Origin of the sequence: Pseudomonas sp. NPDC087614, assembly GCF_044743485.1 — a bacterium.
GTDB lineage: Bacteria > Pseudomonadota > Gammaproteobacteria > Pseudomonadales > Pseudomonadaceae > Aquipseudomonas > Aquipseudomonas baetica_A.
This window is the reverse complement of sequence record NZ_JBIUWN010000069.1, coordinates 1-20,831: the sequence shown is the minus strand read 5'-3', so window position 1 is coordinate 20,831 and position 20,831 is coordinate 1. Positions and strand designations below refer to the sequence as shown.

The following is a 20,831-nucleotide window of genomic DNA, read 5'->3' as shown; positions in this document are numbered from 1 at the left end:
GATCAGTCCAGTAAAGAGAGGGTGACAGGCGTCAGATGATTGTCTTCGACGCGCACTTGCAGTTCGCCTTCGCCCAGTTTGGCTTTCAGGCGCTGGCCGGTATGGGTTTGCGCCGCGTTGCGAATCGCGTTGCCGCGCTCGTCGAGCAAAATGCTGTAACCGCGGCCGAGGGTCGCCAATGGGCTGACCACATGCAGTGTCTGCATTTGGCTGTGCAGTTGCAGGCGACGGCTTTTCAGGCCTTCACGCATCGCGCGTGGCAGACGCTCGGCGAGGCTATCGAGACGCTGGCGCAACATTGCCAGTTGCCGCCCCGGATGTTGCCCGGCGAGGCGGGTTTGCAGGCGGATCAGACGTTCGCGACGGGTATTCAAGCTGCGTTCGAACGCCCGGCGCAGGCGCATGTCCAGATCATCCAGGCGCTGCGCCTGCTGGCGCAGACGTTCGCCGGGATGGCGCAGGCGACGGGCCATGCCTTCCAGTCGCAGGCGATCACGCATCAAACGGTCACGCATACGCATCACCAAGCGGCGATGCAGGCTTTCGACCTGACGGATCAGATGGCTGGAATCGGGGGCGAGCAATTCGGCGGCCGCGGACGGCGTCGGCGCCCGCACGTCGGCGACAAAGTCGCTGATCGACACGTCGGTTTCATGGCCGACCGCGCTGACAATCGGTGTGACACAGGCATCGACCGCACGGGCCACGGCTTCTTCGTTGAAGCACCAGAGGTCTTCCAGCGAACCACCGCCGCGAGCGAGGATCAGTGCGTCAAAACCACGGGCATCGGCCATTTTCAAAGCACGGACAATCTGCGCGGTGGCTTCGCGACCCTGCACGGCGGTGGGAATCAATGTCAGTTGGACCTGCGGCGCACGGCGGCGGAACACACTGATAATGTCGCGGATGACCGCGCCGGTCGGCGAACTGATGATGCCGATGCGTTGCGGATGCGCTGGCAGCGGTACTTTGCGTTCAGCGCTGAACAGGCCTTCGGCGCTGAGCTTTTCCTTCAGCGCATCGAAGGCCAGACGCAGGGCGCCATCACCGGCCGGTTCTACGGTGTCGAGAATCAGCTGATAGTCGCCACGGCCCTCGAACAGCGAGACCTTACCGCGCACCTTCACCGCCAGGCCGTCTTTCAACGCCTGACGCACCCGCGCCGCGTTCTGCCGGAACAGTGCACAACGCACCTGCGCGCCACTGTCCTTGAGGGTGAAATAGATATGGCCGGACGCCGGGCGGGCGAGGTTGGATATTTCGCCTTCGACCCAGATATTGCTGAACACGTCTTCCAGCAACACCCGCGCGCGGCCGTTGAGCTGGCTGACAGTCAGGACTTCACGGTCCAGGCCGAGTCTTGCAAAGGGGTCTTTAATCATGGGGCGCAGTTTAAAGGCATTCGCCTGCCAATCACCACATGTCCACTCGGCACTTGACCGGATTTCGTCAGGGCTTAAGCTGCCGGCCTTTAGGGCGTCTTCGCGGGCAACCCGCTCCCTCAAGGTATCTCTGCTGTACACGCGATGTGTGAACGATGGAGGCCACTGTGGAGCGACCTTGCCGGCGCAGGCGTCAGAAGCCACACCGCAGGTTTTTCCATGAATTCGCAAAGCATCATTGTCCCGAAAATCTCCACCCTGCCGGTCCACGAACCCCGGGCCCGGGCGATCGTGCGCTGGCTGGTGCGCAAGAACATCATCAAGGAAGAACTGACGACCTGTGGCCGCACCGGTAACCGCATGGCTTACGCCATTGCCGATGGCGCGCGGGCCGTGGTGTTGCACCCGCAGGCGTTGCCGTTCGGTGAGCCGATCAACGGGTTGGAGATTGTCACTAAACGCTGCATCTACACCCCGGCCAAGGGCTTTCTCGAAGAGGCCGGTTGCGCCGAGTGCCGTCGTGAGGTCGGCGAAGCGTTGTTCGAAAGCCTCGAAGACTGGATGCCGGGGCGCACCGACAACTTCACCTGCCCGGAATGCGGCCATGAAGATGACATCAACGGTTTCCTGTATTTGCAGGAATGTGCGTTTTCCAACCTTGGTTTCATCTTCAACAACTGGCTGGAAGCAGGGTTCAAGCAAAGCTTTATCGATGAGTTTGCTGATTGGCTCGATCAACCTGTCTCTTGGGTCAAGGTGGAGCTGTAGTGGCGGGGATCTCCGTATATCAGCAACATTGATATTAAGCGGAGTTTTACATTGAACAGCGGGGGGTGTCTGACTATAATGGCGCGCTTCCATTTTCCCGCTCGGGAGCCCCCGCGATGCTGCGTATCAGCCAAGAAGCTCTGACATTCGACGACATTCTACTAGTGCCTGGTTATTCCGAGGTGCTTCCTAACGAAGTCAGTCTCAAGACCCGCCTTACCCGTGGCATCGAGCTGAATATTCCTCTGGTTTCTGCCGCCATGGACACCGTCACTGAAGCCCGTCTGGCAATTGCCATGGCTCAGGAAGGTGGCATCGGCATTATCCACAAGAACATGACCATCGAGCAGCAAGCTGCCGAAGTTCGCAAGGTCAAGAAGTTCGAAGCCGGCGTCGTCAAGGATCCAATCACCATCGAGGCCGATGCCACGGTTCGTGATCTGTTTGAATTGACCCGCATGCACAACATTTCCGGCGTTCCGGTACTGCACGATGGCGACCTGGTCGGCATCGTCACTTCCCGTGACGTGCGCTTTGAAAACCGCCTGGATGCCACCGTCCGCGAAGTGATGACGCCTAAAGAGCGTCTGGTCACGGTCAAGGAAGGCGCCGACAAGAACGACGTGCGTGAACTGCTGCACAAACACCGCATTGAGCGCGTACTGATCGTCGACGACAAATTTGCCCTCAAAGGCATGATGACGGTCAACGACATCGAAAAAGCCAAAGCCTACCCGCTGGCCAGCAAGGACGATCAAGGTCGTCTGCGCGTTGGTGCTGCTGTCGGCACCGGTAAAGACACCGGTGATCGTGTCGCTGCGCTGGTCAATGCCGGTGTGGACGTGGTGGTGGTCGACACCGCTCACGGTCACTCCAAAGGCGTGATCGACCGCGTTCGCTGGGTCAAAGAGAATTTCCCTGAAGTGCAGGTGATTGGCGGCAACATCGCCACCGGCGCAGCCGCCAAGGCCCTGGCCGAAGCGGGTGCCGACGCCGTCAAGGTCGGTATCGGCCCTGGCTCGATCTGCACCACCCGTATCGTCGCCGGTGTCGGCGTCCCGCAAATCAGTGCCATCGCCAACGTTGCCGCAGCCCTTGAAGGCACCGGCGTACCGTTGATCGCCGACGGCGGCATCCGTTTCTCCGGTGACCTGTCCAAGGCCATCGTAGCCGGTGCCTCCTGCGTGATGATGGGCTCGATGTTCGCCGGTACTGAAGAAGCGCCGGGCGAGATCGAACTGTTCCAGGGCCGTTCGTACAAGGCTTATCGTGGCATGGGGTCGCTGGGCGCCATGTCCCAGGCTCAGGGCTCCTCCGACCGTTACTTCCAGGACTCCTCGGCAGGCGCCGAGAAACTCGTTCCGGAAGGCATCGAAGGCCGGGTTCCTTACAAAGGCACCTTGAGCGCGATCATTCACCAGTTGATGGGCGGTCTGCGTTCCTCGATGGGCTACACCGGTAGCGCCAACATCGAAGAGATGCGTACCAGGCCTGAGTTCGTACGGATCACCGGCGCTGGCATGGCCGAATCCCACGTTCACGACGTGCAGATCACCAAGGAAGCGCCAAACTACCGCGTAGGTTGAGCCTTCAAGCAACAAGCTAAGCAACCGGGGCTGTTTTATTCAGCCCCGAGTTGTTTCTGAATCACGACTGTTTCTGAATGACTTAGACGAGACTGAATCATGGCCCTCGATATTCACGCTCACCGCATCCTGATCCTCGACTTCGGTTCGCAATACACCCAACTGATTGCCCGCCGCGTGCGCGAGATCGGTGTGTACTGCGAACTGCACCCGTTCGACATGGACGAAGATGCGATTCGCGAATTCGCTCCGAAAGGCGTCATCCTCGCCGGTGGCCCCGAGTCCGTGCACGAAGCCAACAGCCCGCGCTGCCCACAGGCCGTGTTTGACCTGGGCGTGCCGGTCTTCGGTATCTGCTACGGCATGCAGACCATGGCCGAGCAACTGGGCGGCAAGGTTGAAGGTTCCGAACTGCGTGAGTTCGGTTACGCCCGCGTTGATGTGGTCGGCAAGAGCCGCCTGCTCGACGGCATCGAAGACCACATCGACGCCGACGGCCTGTTCGGCCTCGACGTATGGATGAGCCACGGTGACAAGGTCACCAGGATGCCGGAAGACTTCCACATCCTGGCCAGCACCCCGAGCTGCCCGATCGCCGGCATGTTCAACGACGACCGTGGCTACTATGGCGTGCAGTTCCACCCGGAAGTGACCCACACCAAACAGGGCGGCCGCATCCTGTCGCGTTTCGTTCTCGACATCTGCGGTTGCGAAGCCCTGTGGACGCCGTCGAAGATCGCTGAAGACGCCATCGCCAACATCCGCGCACAGGTCGGCACCGACAACGTGCTGCTGGGTCTGTCCGGCGGCGTTGACTCCTCGGTGGTTGCGGCGCTGCTGCACAAAGCCATCGGCGATCAGCTGACCTGCGTGTTCGTCGACAACGGCCTGCTGCGTCTGCACGAAGGCGAGCAAGTGATGGCCATGTTCGCCGAGAACATGGGCGTCAAGGTGATCCGCGCCAATGCTGAGGACCAGTTCCTCAACAACCTGGCCGGCGAAGCGGATCCTGAGAAGAAGCGCAAGATCATCGGTCGCACGTTCATTGATGTATTTGATGCCGAATCCTGCAAGCTGGATAACATCAAGTACCTCGCTCAGGGCACCATCTACCCGGACGTGATCGAGTCGGCTGGCGCGAAAAGCGGCAAGGCGCACGTGATCAAGTCGCACCACAACGTGGGCGGTCTGCCGGAAGAGATGAACCTGAAACTGGTCGAGCCACTGAGAGAAGTGTTCAAGGACGAAGTCCGTCGTCTGGGCCTGGAACTGGGCCTGCCGTACGACATGGTCTACCGTCACCCGTTCCCGGGCCCGGGCCTTGGCGTACGCATCCTCGGTGAAGTGAAAAAGGAATACGCCGACCTGCTGCGTCGTGCCGACCACATCTTCATTGAAGAACTGCGCAAGGCCGACTGGTACCACAAAGTCAGCCAGGCGTTCGTGGTGTTCCAGCCCGTGAAATCGGTTGGCGTGGTCGGCGATGGCCGTCGTTACGCCTGGGTCGTGGCCCTGCGTGCCGTGGAAACCATCGACTTCATGACCGCGCGTTGGGCACACCTGCCTTACGAACTGCTGGAAACCGTTTCCGGCCGCATCATCAATGAAATCGAAGGTATTTCGCGCGTTACTTACGACGTGTCGAGCAAGCCGCCGGCGACGATTGAGTGGGAATGATCCTGCTGCACTTCGATGCTTGCATTGAGTGACAGAAAACCCCTGACCCAGGCCAGGGGTTTTTCGTTTCTGACGTGGATGTCAGTCAGGGAGACTGCTCTGTAGCGCCAGCCCCATCTCTGTCAGTCGTAGCGACATTTCCTCGATGTTGGCGAACTTGACGTCGTTTACCCGAGTCCATGCGGGACGATGCAGGGAAATGCCGCCGTCGGCCAGATTCGCCACAGGCGTACGCACGAGCATGCCTTGCTTGCTACGGTGCAACACGGTGTAAGTGTCTGCGGTTTTCTGGATCATATACATGCCACGCCTGTGCAGCAGGTTCTCCAGTGTCTCCTCATTCCAGGCCACCGGTTCGGCTGGCATTCGCAGGCGAAAGTCAGCGCGAAGAACATCGTTAGTCTGTGTCGCTGCACCATTTGAAAATGATCCTCGACGCACTTCGATACCCGGGTCGGCGTCGACTTGCAGGGTGTCAACCATTCCGGCTTCCTCGATGCGCAAACCGATAGCGCCCTTTATTTCGCTGAGACCAGGCAGACCTCTCAGTGTGTTGGTGTTTTGCACACCGGTCAGCGCGATCCATTTTTTCGGGCTGTTGAGGTAGGTGTCACCCGTCATGATGTCGCTTGCCAGATAGGTGCCCATCATTTGTTCGTCATAGGGCGAAAGCGGTGACTTCATTTTGTAGCTCGCTGCGCAGTCTATGCCCTGGATGCGCACACCGTTGGCCTTGGCTGCCTTGACCAGTTCCAGCGCATTGAATCGCCCCGTAGGATCGGTGCCCAGGCTGCTCAGGTAGGTTCGTAACTCTGCCGACAGGCTGCCGGATGTGAAGTAGCGGTTCAATTCCACTTGAGCGAAGTCACTGAGCACGCCACGCAGGTAAAGGGTTTTGGCGTGCCTGGCCAGCGCTGGCATGTGTTCGATCATGAAGCGCATGCTGGCAATTCGGTTCAGCGTTTCACCCACTACCAGTCCGGGTGCAGATTCAAAGATGCGATCAATGAACTCTGAAATTGAAATCGGCGTACTGATGGCGGTCATGGCGGGCCGGGGAGGCGGGGTGATCCACGGAAGATTGCTGAAAAATTTTCTCGCGCCGGCCTGCAGCAGTTTGCGCTTGCCCACGGCATACAATTCAAAGGGGTCGTGCATGCTGAAGCTACCGTCGGCATTTGGCATCAGTTGGGCATGGGTTTCGGTCAGGTTCAGTGCCCAGGCTCTTATCGAACTGCGCACAGTCGGTTCGATATCGTAGGCAGAGTTCACTATGCGCAGTGGGCGTGATACCGGAGTATGTGATTCGACCTGCGGTTGAGCGGTTGCCTCAGGCCCGGTCGGTTCAAGGGGGGCGAGCGGAATATCGGGAACGCAGGTTTTTCCCATGCATTGGCCGCCGCCGTTGAGGCGCAACGACTGCATTCGCTCCCATTCGCCAGCGGCATTCAGGCGTACCGGCAAGGAATGAACAAACTGATTGGGTCTGTCCGGGTCCACGATAGCCCAATAGCCGCCTTCGCTATAGTCGCCGAAATAGCGCACATAGTACGGGTTGTCATTTATCAGAATGGCGTAAGGCGGATCGCTGTCGAGTCGAAAGATGCCTTGGAACTGTCCGGGTTCGGTCTGCATATCCAGGCCGTCGAGCAGTTCGTTGCACATGTATTTGTCAGGAATCGGCGGCGCTAGAGCGCTTTGCGCCGGGGTCGACCCGGACGCTTCAGGGCCAGGAGCAATAACGTCTGGCTCGACCGCAACGATGAGTTCCTGTTGTCCGACCCGCGGATCCGTCAGCTCCGGTGCCGACGTGGACGCGGTCAGCTCAGCCATTTCTGCTGCCTCGGCCGCTTCCACCTCGGCTCCCACCTCCAGCATCGAGCCGGTGCCCTTGAGGAAGGGAACGTTAAACAGCGCGTCAATCCCGCTCAGCACTGCACCCAGTACGCCTGCGTGACGATCACGGGCGGTTGTGCCGTTGACCGCCTGATCGATGTTCAGCCCCATGCTGACGATGCTGGCGCCAATGACCGGCAGTGCGACCGGCCAGCCTACAGCGGCCATCGGGCCAAAAACCTTGAGGCCGGCGCTCAGATACCCGATCCATAGTTTTTTGCGCAGGTCGCCATTGGAGGTCAGGGACAGGCTGGCTTCGGCAAACATTGCGTTGCGGGTCGAATCACGCAACCAACTGAACGCATCACCACTGATCGCCAGGTTGTGCCGATTGATCAGGTGGTGATCGGTACGGCCCCAGGTGCTGACCAGACGATTCATCAAATCGGTGATGTTCTCGGTCATCTGCTGACGTTCGGCGAGTGGAAAGTGATTGAGCAGATTCTTGCGTCGCGTGTCGTGATTCATCTGCTCTAGAACCCACCAATGCATGTCCGCTGAGGTTTCCAGCACTACGAACGTCAGGACCTCACCGGGCAGATAGAGAATCTGCCGACCAACCGGATCGACAATGCGCAGCAGGTTGCTGGCCGTATGGCCGTCGATATCGAACGCACGCACCTCATTGCCCGCCGCATGAGGCGTTTGTAGCGTTGAGAGGTTCATCGGCCAGGTGACAGGCCCGATCACCGAATCGACGATCCACTGGAAATCCGTACCGGTCAATTGCCCGACTTCCAGTGCCTGCACGGCTCGGCTGAGGAAGTTGCACTTGGCCAGCGTGCGGAAATCATCGGCGTGCGTGTTCCAGAAAGCCGTCAACCTGTCGTTGTATCGCGTGCTGAAGTCGATATCCCAAAAAGTGTTGAGCACCTCGTTGCCGTGCAGACGCACTTCGTTGCGGTGGTCGAAATTTTCGGTCTGGGGCCCATCCTTGTAGAAACCGGCGTAGAGATCCAGCAGATCGGCGTTGTCCTGGTCGGTGGCGCGAAAACGATGAATCACCAGTTGGGTGAGGGTCATCGATTCGTAGGGTTTTTCGCGCACGTGCTCCCAGCCGGTAAATGACCGGGTGCTGCTCTGGGCGGCCTTGAATCGATGAAAATAGACCTGATCCGGGTCAAGATTCGCTAGACCTTTTTCTTGTAACAGATGACGGGCGGCTTCATGTGCCGTGTCGTGCAGGCCCGGACAATTTTGCACGATGGCCGTGGCCATTGCCTTGAGGGCCGCTTTATCTGCCGCATTGGGCTGAGGACGTTGTACGGGGGCGTTCATGCTGTCTCCATCCATGAGAAACGAAGGCCGAGCATGGCCGATTCGCTCAAGGGGAGTGCACTACCTATGTACCGCACATTGCCGTCGAAAACGTGCTGCGGTCAGCGCCGTGCCACGTCGGAGAAGTAGAACTTGTCCAGCGTGTGCCGGGACTCGGTGTACTCGAACTGCCGACCGTCCTGGAGGAAAGTCTGGTTGCTGACCACGATCACATGGCTTTGCTCATCGAGATCAAGGTGCAACTGATCATCCTTGCTGCGCGGCACCGCCTCGATGGTGCGTTGGGCGTAGGCGATCTGCAGCTGCAAGGTCTGTTCGATGTAGGCGTAAATCGACTGCTTGGCGATATCGAGGGACAGGCCTGGAATCACCTCGGTAACGAAATGGTTGATGTCGAGAATCACCCGTTTGCCGTCGATGCGCCGCACCCGTTTGACTCGCGTGATGGGGCTGCCGGGCTCGGCGTTGATGTGTTCGAGCAGAGCACCTTCCAGTGTGATTTGCGTCAGTTCGACGACTTCGGTGCTGACGTCGTTGCCCAGTCGCGGATAGGTTTCCTGGAAGCTGACGATGCCGCCGAGCTGGAACTCGATCGGGTTGGTCGACAGCACGAACGTACCTTTGCCATGGATCTTCTGGGCGAAACCGCGCTCCTGAAGTTGCTCGATGGCCTTGCGTACGGTGCCGCGGCTGGCCTGATAGCTGTCCATCAGTTCGGTTTCCGAAGGCAGACGGGCGCCGCGTTCCAGGCGTTCAGTCGTGATGCTGGCCAGCAGATCGCTATAGATCCGGTTGTATTTGCTCATGGGTAGGCTGCTCTGTGCCGACTGTGCTCAAAACGTCGAACCTTAAGGGCAGGGTAGGGCTTTGTCCATGTGGGGAATGGAAATCACCCAAGGGTAGGGTAGGAAAATTCGCTGCCGATCTGACGGGAATATGCAAAAACAAACTCGTCTGTACGAGTTGTTGCATTAACTCGTACAGACGAGTATTTTTCGCTTCGGCGTGCTGCCAATAACAACAATTCACGGTGGAAGAACAAGCATGAGCCATGACTATCCGAACATCGCCAGCGAGTTGCTGCAAAGCCTCGGTGGCAGCGACAACCTCGAACAAGCCGCGCATTGCGTCACGCGCTTGCGTCTGGCCCTGAAGAATCCCGGCCTGGTCGACAGCGCCACGCTCAACCAGATCGATCTGGTCAAAGGGTCGTTCTTCACCGGTGGCCTGTATCAGGTGGTGATCGGTCCGGGTGAAGTGGAAAAGGTCTACGCCGAATTGCGCCGACAGACCGGTCTCGCCGCAGCGACCATCGCCGACGTTAAACAGAAAAGTGTCGAGAAGATCAACGCCATGCAACGTCTGGTGCGGGTGTTTTCCGATGTGTTCATGCCCATCCTTCCGGCGCTGATCATTGCCGGTCTGCTGATGGGCATCAACAACCTGCTGGGTGCCAAGGGCATGTTCATCGAAGGGCAGACCCTGCTGGATGCCTACCCGAAACTCGACGGGCTCTGGAGCCTGATCAATCTGATGGCGAACACCTCGTTTGTGTTTTTGCCGGCGCTGGTGGGCTGGTCGGCGGCCAAGCGTTTTGGCGGCAGTGAAATCCTCGGCATTGTGCTCGGCCTGATGCTGGTTCATCCGGACCTGCTCAACGCCTGGAACTACGGCAAGGCCGTGGCCGGGCTGGACGGCCAGCAAATGCCGTACTTCGACATCCTTGGTCTTTTTCAAATAGAGAAAGTCGGCTATCAGGGGCAGATCCTGCCGATATTGCTGGCCGCCTATGTCATGAGTGTCATCGAAAAATGGCTGCGGGCGCGCGTGCCCAACGCGGTGCAGTTGCTGGTGGTGCCGATCACCACCATCGTCGTCACCGGCGTGCTGGCGCTGGCCGTGATCGGCCCGGTGACGCGCCACATCGGCATCCTCATCACCGAAGGCGTGGTCATGCTGTTTGACCTGGCACCGATGGTCGGCGGGGCGATATTCGGACTGCTGTACGCGCCACTGGTCATCACCGGCATGCACCACATGTTTCTCGCGGTCGATCTGCAATTGATCTCGACCCAAGGCGGCACCTTCATCTGGCCGATGATCGTCATGTCGAACCTCGCCCAAGGCAGTGCTGCGCTGGCGGTGTTCTATATGACGCGCAACGCGCGGGACAAGAGCATGGCGTCGACCTCGGCGATTTCCGCGTATTTCGGTATCACTGAACCGGCCATGTTCGGGGTCAATCTGCGCTACAAGTTTCCGTTCTATGCCGCACTGACGGGGTCGGCAATGGGCTGCATCTTCCTGTCGCTGAACAAGGTTCAGGCATCGGCCATCGGCGTCGGAGGCCTGCCCGGTTTCATCTCGATCATTCCGCAGTTCATCCCGATGTTTGTGATCGGGATGGTCATCGCCATGGTTGTTCCGTTTGTTTTGACCTGTGCACTGAGCATGAAGATTGTCCGGCCTGGATATCGGGTTGCCTGACGCTTCCATTTATTGAAGGAATTGAGCCATGCAAGACTGGCAACGTTCGGTGATCTACCAGATCTACCCGAAGAGTTTTTACAGCCACGCAGGCAACCCGACAGGTGATTTGCTCGGGATCGTGGCCAAGCTCGATTACCTGCATTGGCTGGGTGTCGATTATTTGTGGATCACCCCATTCCTGCGCTCGCCGCAACGGGACAACGGCTACGACATCAGCGATTACTACGCGATCGACCCGAGTTACGGCAGCATGGCCGATTGCGAGTTACTGATCGCCGAAGCCGGCAAGCGCGGGATCAAGCTGATGCTCGATATCGTGGTCAACCACACTTCGATCGAACACGTCTGGTTCCAGCAGGCGCGCAGCAGTCTCGACAATCCCTATCGCGACTTCTATATCTGGCGCGATCAGCCGAACAACTGGGAGTCCAAGTTTGGTGGTTCTGCCTGGGAGTACGAAGCCCAGACTGGCCAATACTTCCTGCACCTGTTTGACCACACCCAGGCTGATCTGAATTGGGATAACCCCAAGGTGCGCGCCGAAGTGTTCAAGATGATGCGCTTCTGGCGGGACAAGGGCGTGGGTGGTTTCCGTCTGGACGTCATCAATCTGATCTCCAAACCGGCAGATTTTCCCGAGGACAACAGCGACGGCCGACGCTTCTATACCGATGGCCCGAACGTCCACGAGTACTTGCAGCAGATGCACCGCGAAGTCTTCGAAGGGCACGACCTGATCAACGTCGGCGAGATGTCGTCCACCCGCCTGGAACACTGCATTCGTTACTCGAATCCGCAATCAAAAGAACTGTCGATGACCTTCAACTTTCATCACTTGAAAGTCGATTATCCGAACCTGCAAAAGTGGGTTCACGCTGAATTCGATTTCCTGCAGCTCAAGCAGATTCTGTCTGACTGGCAGACCGGCATGCAGGCCGGTGGTGGCTGGAACGCGCTGTTCTGGTGTAACCACGATCAGCCGCGCGTGGTTTCGCGTTTCGGCGACGACGGCGAGTATCGGGAACTCTCGGCGAAGATGCTCGGCACCGCGCTGCACTGCCTGCAGGGCACGCCGTTCGTGTATCAGGGCGAAGAACTGGGGATGACCAATCCGGGTTTCGAGCATATCGATCAGTACCGCGATGTCGAAACGCTGAACATCTTCCGGCTCAAGCGTGAAGCGGGAGCCAGTGATGTCGAGAACATGGCGGCGATCATGCAGAAGTCCCGTGACAACGGGCGCACGCCGATGCATTGGAACGCCGAGCCCAATGCCGGTTTCAGCCGTGGCGAGCCGTGGATCGGGGTGCCGGCCAATGCCGCGCACATCAACGTCGCCAACCAGCGCGACGACCCGGAGTCGGTGCTGCATCACTACCGCCATTTGATTGCGTTACGGCGCACAGAGGCGTTGATCTCAGAGGGCGTCTATCGACAGTTGCTGCCCGAGCACAAGCAGGTCTGGGCCTACCTGCGCGAAGGGACGGGGGAGCGCCTGCTGGTGGTGAACAATTTCTATGGCACACCGTGTGACGTCGAACTGCCGATAGAGATCGACGAGTCGCTGAGCCAGCGGTTGTTGATAAGTAATTATCCGCACTGTCCATTGCGCAATCGACGGGTGAGTTTGCGACCTTACGAATCGTTCGCCCTGCATCTGATCGACCCTGACACCTAACCAAAAACAGTGTTTCAAAAAACACGCAGAACCCTGCGCGGGAGAGTTTTGCGCGCCGATTTCATGCAATCACACAACAAAAATAATGGGGTGGCTTATGAAAACAACAATAAATCGTAGCCTTGCAGTCGCAGGTTTTTGCCTGGCGTTACCACAAACATCACAAGCGCTGGAGTTCGGCGGTTACTTGCGCAGTGGCGTCGGCAGCTCGACCCAGGGCGGTGGCCAATCGTGTTTCCAGTTGCCGGGCGCGCAGACCAAATACCGTTTGGGCAACGAGTGCGAACAGTATGGCGAGCTTGAGCTACGCCAGGATTTGTACAGCCTCGACGACGGCTCGGTGCTTAGCGTTGATGGCATGGCCTCGCTGTACAACCGCTACGACCGCCGGCCCACGTTCAAGGACGACAACGGCTCGATTCGCCTGCCGCAGGCCTACGCACAGTGGTCGAACCTGCCCGCGCTCAATGGCGGTTCACTCTGGGCGGGCCGCCGCTACTACAAGCGTAATGACATCCACATTTCCGATTTCTACTACTGGAACCAGAGCGCTACGGGCGGCGGGATCGAGGATGTGTTGATCGGCGACCTGAAATACAGCTACGCCTTCTCGCGCAAGGACAACCTGTACCAAAAGGACTACATCAACCGGCACGACTTCAACGTGGCCGGTTTCAATACCAACCCGGGCGGTCAGCTTGAGTTCGGCTTGAGTTATATCGACAAGCCCGATAGCCGTGACGCCCACCGTGGTTGGGCAATCACCACTCAGCATGTGCAGAAGGACTTTCTGGGCGGCAAGAACAAACTGGCCCTGCAATATGGTGAAGGCCCCGGCACCGGGCTGGGCTACACCGGCAACGTCAAACTGGACGACAGCAATAAAAGTTATCGGATCGTCGAGTTTTTCGACTGGCAGGTAACGCCACGTTTCGGCGGGCAGTTCGAGGCGGTGTATCAGAAAGACATTCGCCCGGACGGTGCTGACCAGAACTGGATTTCTCTGGGCGTGCGCCCGACTTATGCGTTCACCGAACAGTTCAAACTGGTGACGGAACTGGGCCACGATCAAGTCGAAGCGCCGGGCGGCACGCGCAAGCTGAGCAAGTTCACCGTTGCCCCGACCTGGTCACCCAAGGGCCCGGAGTTCTGGGCGCGCCCTGAGGTGCGTCTGTATTACACGTACGCCACCTGGAACGAGGCCGCCAAACGTGCGGCCAATGAACTGGCCCAAGGTTCGGCGCTGTCCGACACCGGTGCCTTCGGCAGTGCACGCCACGGTGCGAACGTCGGATTGCAGGTCGAATACTGGTGGAAATAAGCGATGCTGGTGGGGCGTCGCGCTCCATCGGCACTTCAAAGAACAAAACCGCAGGTGACGTCATGGCCACATCCCAACCATTACAACTGCTGGCGCCTTTGGCTGGCGTGCTGATACCGCTGGATCAAGTGCCGGACCACGTGTTTTCCAGCCGGGTGATCGGCGACGGTCTGTGCATTGATCCGACGTCGTCGACCCTTTGCGCACCGCTGGCTGGAGTGGTCAGCAACGTCCAGGCCAGCGGGCATGCCGTGAGCATTACCGATGACAACGGCGTTCAAGTGTTGCTGCACATCGGGCTCGATACGGTCAATCTTGCAGGCCAGGGGTTCACCCGCCTGGTCGAGGAAGGCCAGAGGGTTGAGGCCGGGCAGGCGCTGATCGAATTCGATGCCGATTACATCGCGCTGCACGCCCGCAGCCTGATGACCCTGATGCTGGTGGTCAGTGGCGAGTCATTCACCTGGCTGACCGCGCCAACCGGTCTCGTTGACCCCGGCCAGCCGTTGTTGAGCCTCGCCACTTGCGGGGCGACCGGCGAGGCCCCGGCGGCTGCTGAAGGCGAAAGGTTTTTCTGCGCACCACTGACATTGCCCAATCTCAATGGCCTGCATGCGCGTCCGGCGGCAGTGTTCGCTCAGGCGGCAAAAGGCTTTTCAGCAAGGATTTATCTGCACAAACAGCAGGCTGAAGCCAACGCCAAGTCATTGGTGGCGATCATGGCGTTGCAGACCGCTTTGGGTGACCGTGTGCAGGTGAGTGCGGTGGGCGAAGACGCTGAAGCCGCGATCAACACGCTGTCCCGATTACTGGCCCAGGGCTGTGGGGAAGCGGTGGATGTGAAGCCTGATGCGGTGCAGGTCGAGGCGGTCGAGCCTGAGGCCCTGACGGTCATGCGTGGGGTCTGCGCATCACCCGGTTCGGCATTGGGCCAGGTGATGCAGATCGTCGAGCCAACGCTTGACGTGAAAGAGTTCGGCGCCGGGGCGCATTTAGAGCGCGAAGCCCTCGCCAATGCATTGATCGAGGCGGATATGGCCTTGCAGCACCTGCGCGACACCGCCACGGGTGAAGCGCAGGCAGACATTTTCAAGGCTCATCAGGAACTGCTCGAAGACCCGGGTCTGCTCGATCAGGCTCAAACGTTGATTGCCGAAGGCAAAAGTGCAGCGTTTGCCTGGCGCGCGGCCACGCAGGCAACAGCGACACTTTTCCAGCATCTCGGCAGTCCGTTGCTGGCCGAAAGGGCGGCGGATCTGGTCGATGTGGGCCTGCGCGTCCTCAAGCTGATCCTCGGGGTTCGTGAGAATGCGCTGGAGCTGCCGGAGGGGACCATTCTGATCGCCGATCAACTGACGCCGTCCCAGACCGCCGGGCTCGATACAAACAAAGTATTGGGGTTCGCCACGGTTGGCGGTGGAGCGACCAGTCACGTCGCGATTCTCGCCCGCGCCTGTGGCTTGCCGGCGATCTGCGGGATGCCCATGCAAATGCTGGCGTTGGTCAGTGGCTCGCGCGTGTTGCTCGATGCCGACCGGGGCGAGCTGCACATAGACCCGGATCCCGTGGCGATCAATGAATGGCAGATCAGGCATGATCAACAACGCCAGCGCCATCAACACGAACACGCAAACGCAACGCAGGCAGCCTGTACCCGCGACGGGCATCACGTCGAGGTGACGGCCAACGTTGCCTCGCTGAGTGAGACCGAGCAGGCGATGACCCTGGGAGGCGCCGGTGTGGGGCTTTTACGTTCGGAGTTTCTTTATCTGGATCGCAATCACGCACCCACTCGCGACGAACAAGTATCGACTTACAGCGCCATCGCCCGGGCTGTGGGGCCATCGCACAATCTGGTGGTGCGCACGCTGGATGTCGGCGGCGACAAACCGCTGGCCTACGTGCCGATGGACAGTGAAACCAACCCGTTCCTGGGGCTGCGCGGGATTCGCCTGTGTCTGGAGCGCCCGCAGCTTTTGCGCGAGCAGTTCCGGGCCATCCTGGGCTGTGTCCATCTGACGCGTCTGCACATCATGTTGCCGATGGTGGCGCAGCTCTCGGAGCTGCATCTGGCTCGGCAGATGCTGGAGCAGGAAGCGCTGGCGCTGGGCATCGTTGAACGGCCGAAGCTGGGAATCATGATCGAAGTGCCGGCGGCAGCATTGATGGCCGACGTGTTTGCGCCGCATGTGGACTTCTTTTCGATCGGCACCAACGATCTGACGCAATACACGCTGGCCATGGATCGCGATCATCCTCGTCTGGCCAGCCAGGCGGACAGCTTCCATCCCTCGGTATTGCGCCTGATTGCGATGACCGTGAAGGCTGCGCATGCCCACGGCAAATGGGTCGGCGTCTGTGGTGCGATGGCTTCTGAACGCTCGGCTGTGCCGTTGTTGCTCGGACTTGGCGTGGATGAGCTGTCAGTGAGCGTGCCGCAGATTCCGGCGATCAAAGCCGCAGTGCGCGAGTTGGATCTGCTCGACTGCAAGGCCATTGCCGAGCAGGTGCAGGGGCTTGAGAGTGCTGAAGACGTGCGCGAGGCGCTGCGTCTGTATCACGAGGCGACGGTCGATACTTTACGGGCACTGGAGAACTGAAAATGTTCGATAAATTGCAGACGGCGTTCTGGAAAGCACTGACCCCGGATCTGGTGGCAGACGAGCCGCCAGTACAGGCCGAACCTGTTGGCGGCCTGAGCACAGAGATCGTGGCGGCGCTGGGGGGAGTGGATAACCTCCAATCCCAGCAACCAGCGGCGTTGACCCGGGTGCGTGTGGCGTTGCGTGATGTATCGCGTATGGATCGTGAGGCACTGAGCAATGCCGGTGTTGCGGGCGTCATGGAACTGGAGGACGGCGTCATCCACCTGATTACGGGGCTGCGGCCATAGGGCTGTAGATGATGTGCGGCCTAAGGTCACCCTTACTGTTTCTCATCCGCAGGTGTATCGTATTCGCCTTTTACGGGCCTTCAGGGTCTGTCGCTGATACGTGAGGTAGTTGAGTTCATGTCCTTTACCCGTCGCCAAATCCTCGGTGGCCTGGCCGGTCTTGTTGTCGTTGGTGTGGGAGCGGGGGGCGCGTCGCGTTACTGGCTGGGCAAAATGGCTGACGCTCAAGCGGGTCACGACTACGAGCTGATCGCCGCGCCTTTGGACGTGGAGCTGGTGCCGGGGCACAAGACCGAGGCATGGGCGTTCGGCCCGACGGCGCCGGGCACTGAATTGCGCGTGCGTCAGGGCGAATGGCTGCGGGTGCGTTTCATCAACCACTTGCCGGTCGCGACCACCATTCACTGGCACGGCATTCGCCTGCCGCTGGAAATGGACGGCGTGCCGTACGTTTCGCAGTTGCCGGTGTTGCCGGGTGAATACTTCGACTACAAATTTCGTGTGCCGGACGCCGGCAGCTACTGGTATCACCCGCACGTCAGCAGCAGCGAAGAGCTGGGGCGCGGGCTGGTCGGGCCGCTGATCATCGAAGAGCGCGAGCCGACCGGGTTCAAATACGAAAAGACCCTGAGCCTGAAGAACTGGCACATCGACGAAGAAGGCAATTTCGTCGAATTCAGCATTCCCCGTGAAGCAGCGCGTGGCGGCACGGCCGGGCGCCTGTCGACCATCAACGGCGTGCCAACGCCAGTGATCGAATTGCCAGCAGGGCAGATCACTCGGGTGCGACTGCTCAACCTCGACAATACCCTGACTTATCGCATCAACATTCCCGGCGTCGAAGCGCAGATCTACGCGCTGGACGGCAACCCGGTGGAGCCACGTCCGCTGGGCAAGGAATACTGGCTTGGCCCGGGCATGCGAATCTGCCTGGCGATCAAGGCGCCCGCAGCCGGTGAAGAGCTGTCCCTGCGCAACGGTCCGGTGCGTCTGGGCACCCTGCGCTCGGTGGCCAACACTGATGCTCCGACCGAGTGGCCGAAGGCCTTGCCGGCCAACCCGGTGGCCGAGCCGGACCTGGCCAATGCCGAAAAACTCAACTTCAATTTCGAATGGGTCGGTTCGGTGTCGGTCAACGTCGACAACGGCAAGCCACCGAGCCTGTGGCAGATCAACGGCAAAGCCTGGGACATCACTGACAAGACCTGTGCGGATCGGCCGATTGCCACCCTGAAACTGGGGCAGAGCTATATTTTCGAGCTGAAGAACATGACCCAGTATCAACACCCGATCCACCTGCACGGCATGAGCTTCAAGGTGATTGCGTCGAATCGGCACAAGGTCATTCCGTATTTCACCGACACCTACTTGCTTGGCAAGAACGAGCGTGCGCAAGTGGCGTTGGTGGCGGATAACCCGGGTGTGTGGATGTTCCACTGCCACGTCATCGACCACATGGAAACCGGCCTGATGGCCGCCATTGAGGTGAAGTGATGCGCCAGATTCGCCCCGCAGCGATCATCGACCGCAGCCGTGATCAGGACTTCATGCGCGAAGCCCTTTCCCTCGCCGCGCAAGGCGCCGCCCTCGGCGAAGTGCCGGTGGGCGCGGTGCTGGTGCAGGACGGCGAGATCATCGGTCGCGGCTTCAATTGCCCGATCAGCGCCAGTGACCCGAGTGCCCATGCAGAAATGGTCGCGATCCGCGCCGCCGCTCAGGCGGTGAACAACTATCGCCTGCCGGGCAGTACGCTGTACGTGACGCTGGAACCGTGCAGTATGTGCGCCGGGCTGATCGTCCATTCGCGCATTGCGCGGGTGGTGTATGGCGCACTGGAGCCTAAGGCCGGGATTGTGCAGAGCCAGGGGCAGTTTTTTACCCAGGGCTTTTTGAATCATCGGGTGGTGTATGAAGGCGGGGTGTTGGCGCAGGAGTGTGGCGTGGTGTTGACCGAGTTCTTCCGGGCCCGCCGAGCCAAACCCATTGAATAAACACAAACCCAAAAGTGGGAACGGGCTTGCTCGCGAAAGCGGCGTGTCAGGCGACTAAAATGTTGCCTGACACACCGCTTTCGCGAGCAAGCCCGCTCCCACAGGGGGGATCTCCTTTGTAGGGTAGATCGGTTTATTTCTTCGCGACAATCACTGCCCGCATCGGCGCCGGCAGGCCTTCGATGGTTTTGCTGTGATCTTCCGGATCGAGGAAGTCGCTCAGCGACTGATACTTCATCCACTCGGTGCCGCGCTGTTCCTCAACCGTTGTGGTGCTGACGTCGACACACCGAATATCAGTAAACCCGGCACGCCGCAGCCACAACTCCAGCGCCGGCACCGACGGAAGGAACCACACGTTGCGCATCTGCGCGTAGCGGTCTTCCGGCACCAGCACCTGGTGCTTGTCGCCTTCGACCACCAGGGTTTCCAGCACCAGTTCGCCACCCTTGACCAGACAGTCCTTCAGCGCCAGCAAATGCTCGATCGGCGAGCGACGGTGATAGAACACGCCCATGGAAAACACCGTGTCGAATCCTTCAAGGTTCGGTGGCAGGTCTTCAAACGGGAACGGCAGGTGCCAGGCATTCGGCTCCGACAGGTAACGCTGCACAGCCTGGAACTGGCAGAAGAACAGCCAGTTCGGATCGACGCCGATCACGCTGTCCGCACCGGCACCGAGCATGCGCCACATGTAATAACCGTTGCCGCACCCGACATCGAGGATGCGTTTGCCTTTCAGATCCAGATGCGGTGCGACTCTCGACCATTTCCAGTCCGAACGCCATTCGGTGTCGACGTGCACGCCAAACAGATCGAACGGCCCCTTGCGCCATGGCGACAAGCCCATCAGCGCGGTGTGCATTTGCGCGCGGGTTGCATCGTCGCAATCGGTGTCCAGCTTCAAGCCGTTGAGCAAATCGACGTCGCTCGGCTGGATCTTCGGCAGCGCGTCCAGCGCACTTTGCCAGCGCTCCAGATCGCCGTGGCCCTTCTCCATTTTCTTGTCGAGTTGTGCTTGCAGCGTGTTGGCCCAGTCGGCCAGCGGAGTACCTGCCAAGCGGCGGGCGAGGGGGGACAGATCAATCATGGCAAGGCAATCAACGAGGCAAAGTTAAGACACTGGAACCACGGCACGACTTTCGAGAACCCGGCGGCTAACAGGCGCTCGCGGTGTTCTTCAAGGCTGTCGGGCTTCATGACGTTTTCGATGGCGCTGCGCTTCTGGGCGATTTCCAGTTCGCTGTAGCCGTTGGCGCGTTTGAACGCGACGTGCAGATCGGTGAGCAATTCGTGCTCTTGAACATCGTTGAAGCGCAGCTTCTCCGACAGAATCAACGCCCCGCCCGGCAGCAGCGATTGGCGGATGCGCGACAGCAACGCCGTGCGCTGATCCGGGGCGATGAATTGCAGGGTGAAGTTCAGCGCCACTACTGAAGCAGGCTGGAAGTCGAGGGCGAGAATGTCGCCTTCGATCACTTCGACTGGCAGCAACTCCTGGAACATCGAATCCTGACCGTTAAGGTATTCGCGGCAACGCTCAACCATCGCCGCCGAGTTATCCACCGCGATCACCCGGCAACTATCGGTGCGCACGTGACGGCGCAAGGCCTGAGTCACGGCGCCGAGCGAAGCACCGAGGTCGTAGAGCACGCTGTTCGGTTGGGCAAATTGCGCCGCGAGTACGCCGAGGTTTTCGACGATGGTCGGGTAACCCGGCACCGAGCGCTTGATCATGTCCGGGAACACCCGCACCACGTCCTCGTTGAAGGCGAAGTCAGGCACCTGGGCCAAAGGCTGGGCGAAAATGCGATCGGGGTCTTTGCTCACGGCGGTTTCCGGCGGTGTCGGTGGAAAAGGCCGGCATTTTA

General features: G+C 59.6%; 15 protein-coding genes. 10 read left to right on the top strand and 5 right to left on the bottom strand.

What is annotated here, in order from left to right:
- Positions 1-2: 2 nt before the first annotated feature.
- Complete coding sequence (gene xseA, locus ACIOWA_RS21760) at positions 3-1,382, bottom strand: exodeoxyribonuclease VII large subunit (RefSeq protein ID WP_339465874.1); 1,380 nt, start codon at positions 1,380-1,382, stop codon at positions 3-5.
- A 219-nt stretch (positions 1,383-1,601) separates the two neighbouring features.
- On the opposite strand from xseA, the gene ACIOWA_RS21755 reads away from it, so the two are divergent.
- From ACIOWA_RS21755 to guaA, 3 genes are all read left to right on the top strand, one after another.
- Positions 1,602-2,150, top strand: coding sequence for a sugar ABC transporter ATPase (locus ACIOWA_RS21755; RefSeq protein ID WP_339432837.1), 549 nt, complete (start codon positions 1,602-1,604; stop codon positions 2,148-2,150).
- A gap of 116 nt (positions 2,151-2,266) precedes the next feature.
- Positions 2,267-3,736, top strand: a complete 1,470-nt coding sequence (guaB, locus tag ACIOWA_RS21750) for an IMP dehydrogenase (protein ID WP_339495818.1) — start codon at positions 2,267-2,269, stop codon at positions 3,734-3,736.
- Between the two features lie 99 nt (positions 3,737-3,835).
- Positions 3,836-5,413, top strand: coding sequence for a glutamine-hydrolyzing GMP synthase (guaA, locus tag ACIOWA_RS21745; protein WP_401161866.1), 1,578 nt, complete (start codon positions 3,836-3,838; stop codon positions 5,411-5,413).
- A gap of 81 nt (positions 5,414-5,494) precedes the next feature.
- Here guaA and ACIOWA_RS21740 read toward each other — a convergent pair whose 3' ends face one another.
- Together ACIOWA_RS21740 and treR are read right to left on the bottom strand one after the other, a co-directional pair.
- On the bottom strand, positions 5,495-8,587 hold the full coding sequence (locus ACIOWA_RS21740; RefSeq protein ID WP_401161864.1) for a membrane-targeted effector domain-containing toxin: 3,093 nt from the start codon (positions 8,585-8,587) through the stop codon (positions 5,495-5,497).
- 101 nt (positions 8,588-8,688) lie between these two features.
- Positions 8,689-9,393: a trehalose operon repressor gene (gene treR / locus ACIOWA_RS21735; protein WP_339432841.1), complete on the bottom strand. Its 705-nt coding sequence runs from the start codon at positions 9,391-9,393 to the stop codon at positions 8,689-8,691.
- Positions 9,394-9,631: 238 nt separating this feature from the next.
- Here treR and treP point away from each other — a divergent pair, with 238 nt between their 5' ends.
- The 7 genes from treP (at position 9,632) to tadA (ending at position 18,960) form a co-directional block, all read left to right on the top strand.
- Positions 9,632-11,074, top strand: a complete 1,443-nt coding sequence (gene treP / locus ACIOWA_RS21730) for a PTS system trehalose-specific EIIBC component (RefSeq protein ID WP_339432842.1) — start codon at positions 9,632-9,634, stop codon at positions 11,072-11,074.
- 28 nt (positions 11,075-11,102) lie between these two features.
- Positions 11,103-12,755 carry an alpha,alpha-phosphotrehalase gene (treC, locus tag ACIOWA_RS21725; RefSeq protein ID WP_339432843.1) on the top strand — a complete coding sequence of 551 codons (1,653 nt, stop codon included), beginning with the start codon at positions 11,103-11,105 and terminating at the stop codon, positions 12,753-12,755.
- 97 nt (positions 12,756-12,852) lie between these two features.
- Positions 12,853-14,076, top strand: a complete 1,224-nt coding sequence (locus ACIOWA_RS21720; RefSeq protein WP_401161861.1) for a maltoporin — start codon at positions 12,853-12,855, stop codon at positions 14,074-14,076.
- Between the two features lie 62 nt (positions 14,077-14,138).
- Complete coding sequence (gene ptsP, locus ACIOWA_RS21715) at positions 14,139-16,676, top strand: phosphoenolpyruvate--protein phosphotransferase (protein ID WP_401161859.1); 2,538 nt, start codon at positions 14,139-14,141, stop codon at positions 16,674-16,676.
- 2 nt (positions 16,677-16,678) lie between these two features.
- Positions 16,679-16,969 (top strand): PTS glucose transporter subunit IIB, encoded by a 291-nt coding sequence (locus tag ACIOWA_RS21710; RefSeq protein ID WP_339432846.1) that lies wholly within the window; start codon positions 16,679-16,681, stop codon positions 16,967-16,969.
- Positions 16,970-17,086: 117 nt separating this feature from the next.
- Positions 17,087-18,463, top strand: a complete 1,377-nt coding sequence (locus ACIOWA_RS21705; RefSeq protein ID WP_401161857.1) for a multicopper oxidase family protein — start codon at positions 17,087-17,089, stop codon at positions 18,461-18,463.
- The gene (tadA, locus tag ACIOWA_RS21700) at positions 18,463-18,960 is read left to right on the top strand and encodes a tRNA adenosine(34) deaminase TadA (RefSeq protein WP_401161855.1); all 498 of its coding nucleotides are present in this window, start codon (positions 18,463-18,465) and stop codon (positions 18,958-18,960) included. The genes ACIOWA_RS21705 and tadA overlap by 1 nt, the downstream gene beginning before the upstream one ends.
- Before the next feature lie 133 nt (positions 18,961-19,093).
- Here the strand turns inward: tadA and cmoB are convergent, their stop codons facing one another.
- Together cmoB and cmoA are read right to left on the bottom strand one after the other, a co-directional pair.
- Entirely contained in the window at positions 19,094-20,050 is a 957-nt protein-coding gene (cmoB, locus tag ACIOWA_RS21695; protein ID WP_339465880.1) for a tRNA 5-methoxyuridine(34)/uridine 5-oxyacetic acid(34) synthase CmoB, read from the bottom strand.
- Positions 20,047-20,790 (bottom strand): carboxy-S-adenosyl-L-methionine synthase CmoA, encoded by a 744-nt coding sequence (gene cmoA, locus ACIOWA_RS21690; protein WP_401161879.1) that lies wholly within the window; start codon positions 20,788-20,790, stop codon positions 20,047-20,049. Before cmoA ends, cmoB begins: the two co-directional genes overlap by 4 nt.
- Between the last annotated feature and the right edge of the window lie 41 nt (positions 20,791-20,831).

Coding starts and splice junctions, on each gene's coding strand:
- xseA (WP_339465874.1), bottom strand. CDS start 1,382: ATGATTAAAGACCCCTTTGCAAGACTCGGCCTGGACCGTGAAGTCCTG.
- ACIOWA_RS21755 (WP_339432837.1), top strand. CDS start 1,602: ATGAATTCGCAAAGCATCATTGTCCCGAAAATCTCCACCCTGCCGGTC.
- guaB (WP_339495818.1), top strand. CDS start 2,267: ATGCTGCGTATCAGCCAAGAAGCTCTGACATTCGACGACATTCTACTA.
- guaA (WP_401161866.1), top strand. CDS start 3,836: ATGGCCCTCGATATTCACGCTCACCGCATCCTGATCCTCGACTTCGGT.
- ACIOWA_RS21740 (WP_401161864.1), bottom strand. CDS start 8,587: ATGAACGCCCCCGTACAACGTCCTCAGCCCAATGCGGCAGATAAAGCG.
- treR (WP_339432841.1), bottom strand. CDS start 9,393: ATGAGCAAATACAACCGGATCTATAGCGATCTGCTGGCCAGCATCACG.
- treP (WP_339432842.1), top strand. CDS start 9,632: ATGAGCCATGACTATCCGAACATCGCCAGCGAGTTGCTGCAAAGCCTC.
- treC (WP_339432843.1), top strand. CDS start 11,103: ATGCAAGACTGGCAACGTTCGGTGATCTACCAGATCTACCCGAAGAGT.
- ACIOWA_RS21720 (WP_401161861.1), top strand. CDS start 12,853: ATGAAAACAACAATAAATCGTAGCCTTGCAGTCGCAGGTTTTTGCCTG.
- ptsP (WP_401161859.1), top strand. CDS start 14,139: ATGGCCACATCCCAACCATTACAACTGCTGGCGCCTTTGGCTGGCGTG.
- ACIOWA_RS21710 (WP_339432846.1), top strand. CDS start 16,679: ATGTTCGATAAATTGCAGACGGCGTTCTGGAAAGCACTGACCCCGGAT.
- ACIOWA_RS21705 (WP_401161857.1), top strand. CDS start 17,087: ATGTCCTTTACCCGTCGCCAAATCCTCGGTGGCCTGGCCGGTCTTGTT.
- tadA (WP_401161855.1), top strand. CDS start 18,463: ATGCGCCAGATTCGCCCCGCAGCGATCATCGACCGCAGCCGTGATCAG.
- cmoB (WP_339465880.1), bottom strand. CDS start 20,050: ATGATTGATCTGTCCCCCCTCGCCCGCCGCTTGGCAGGTACTCCGCTG.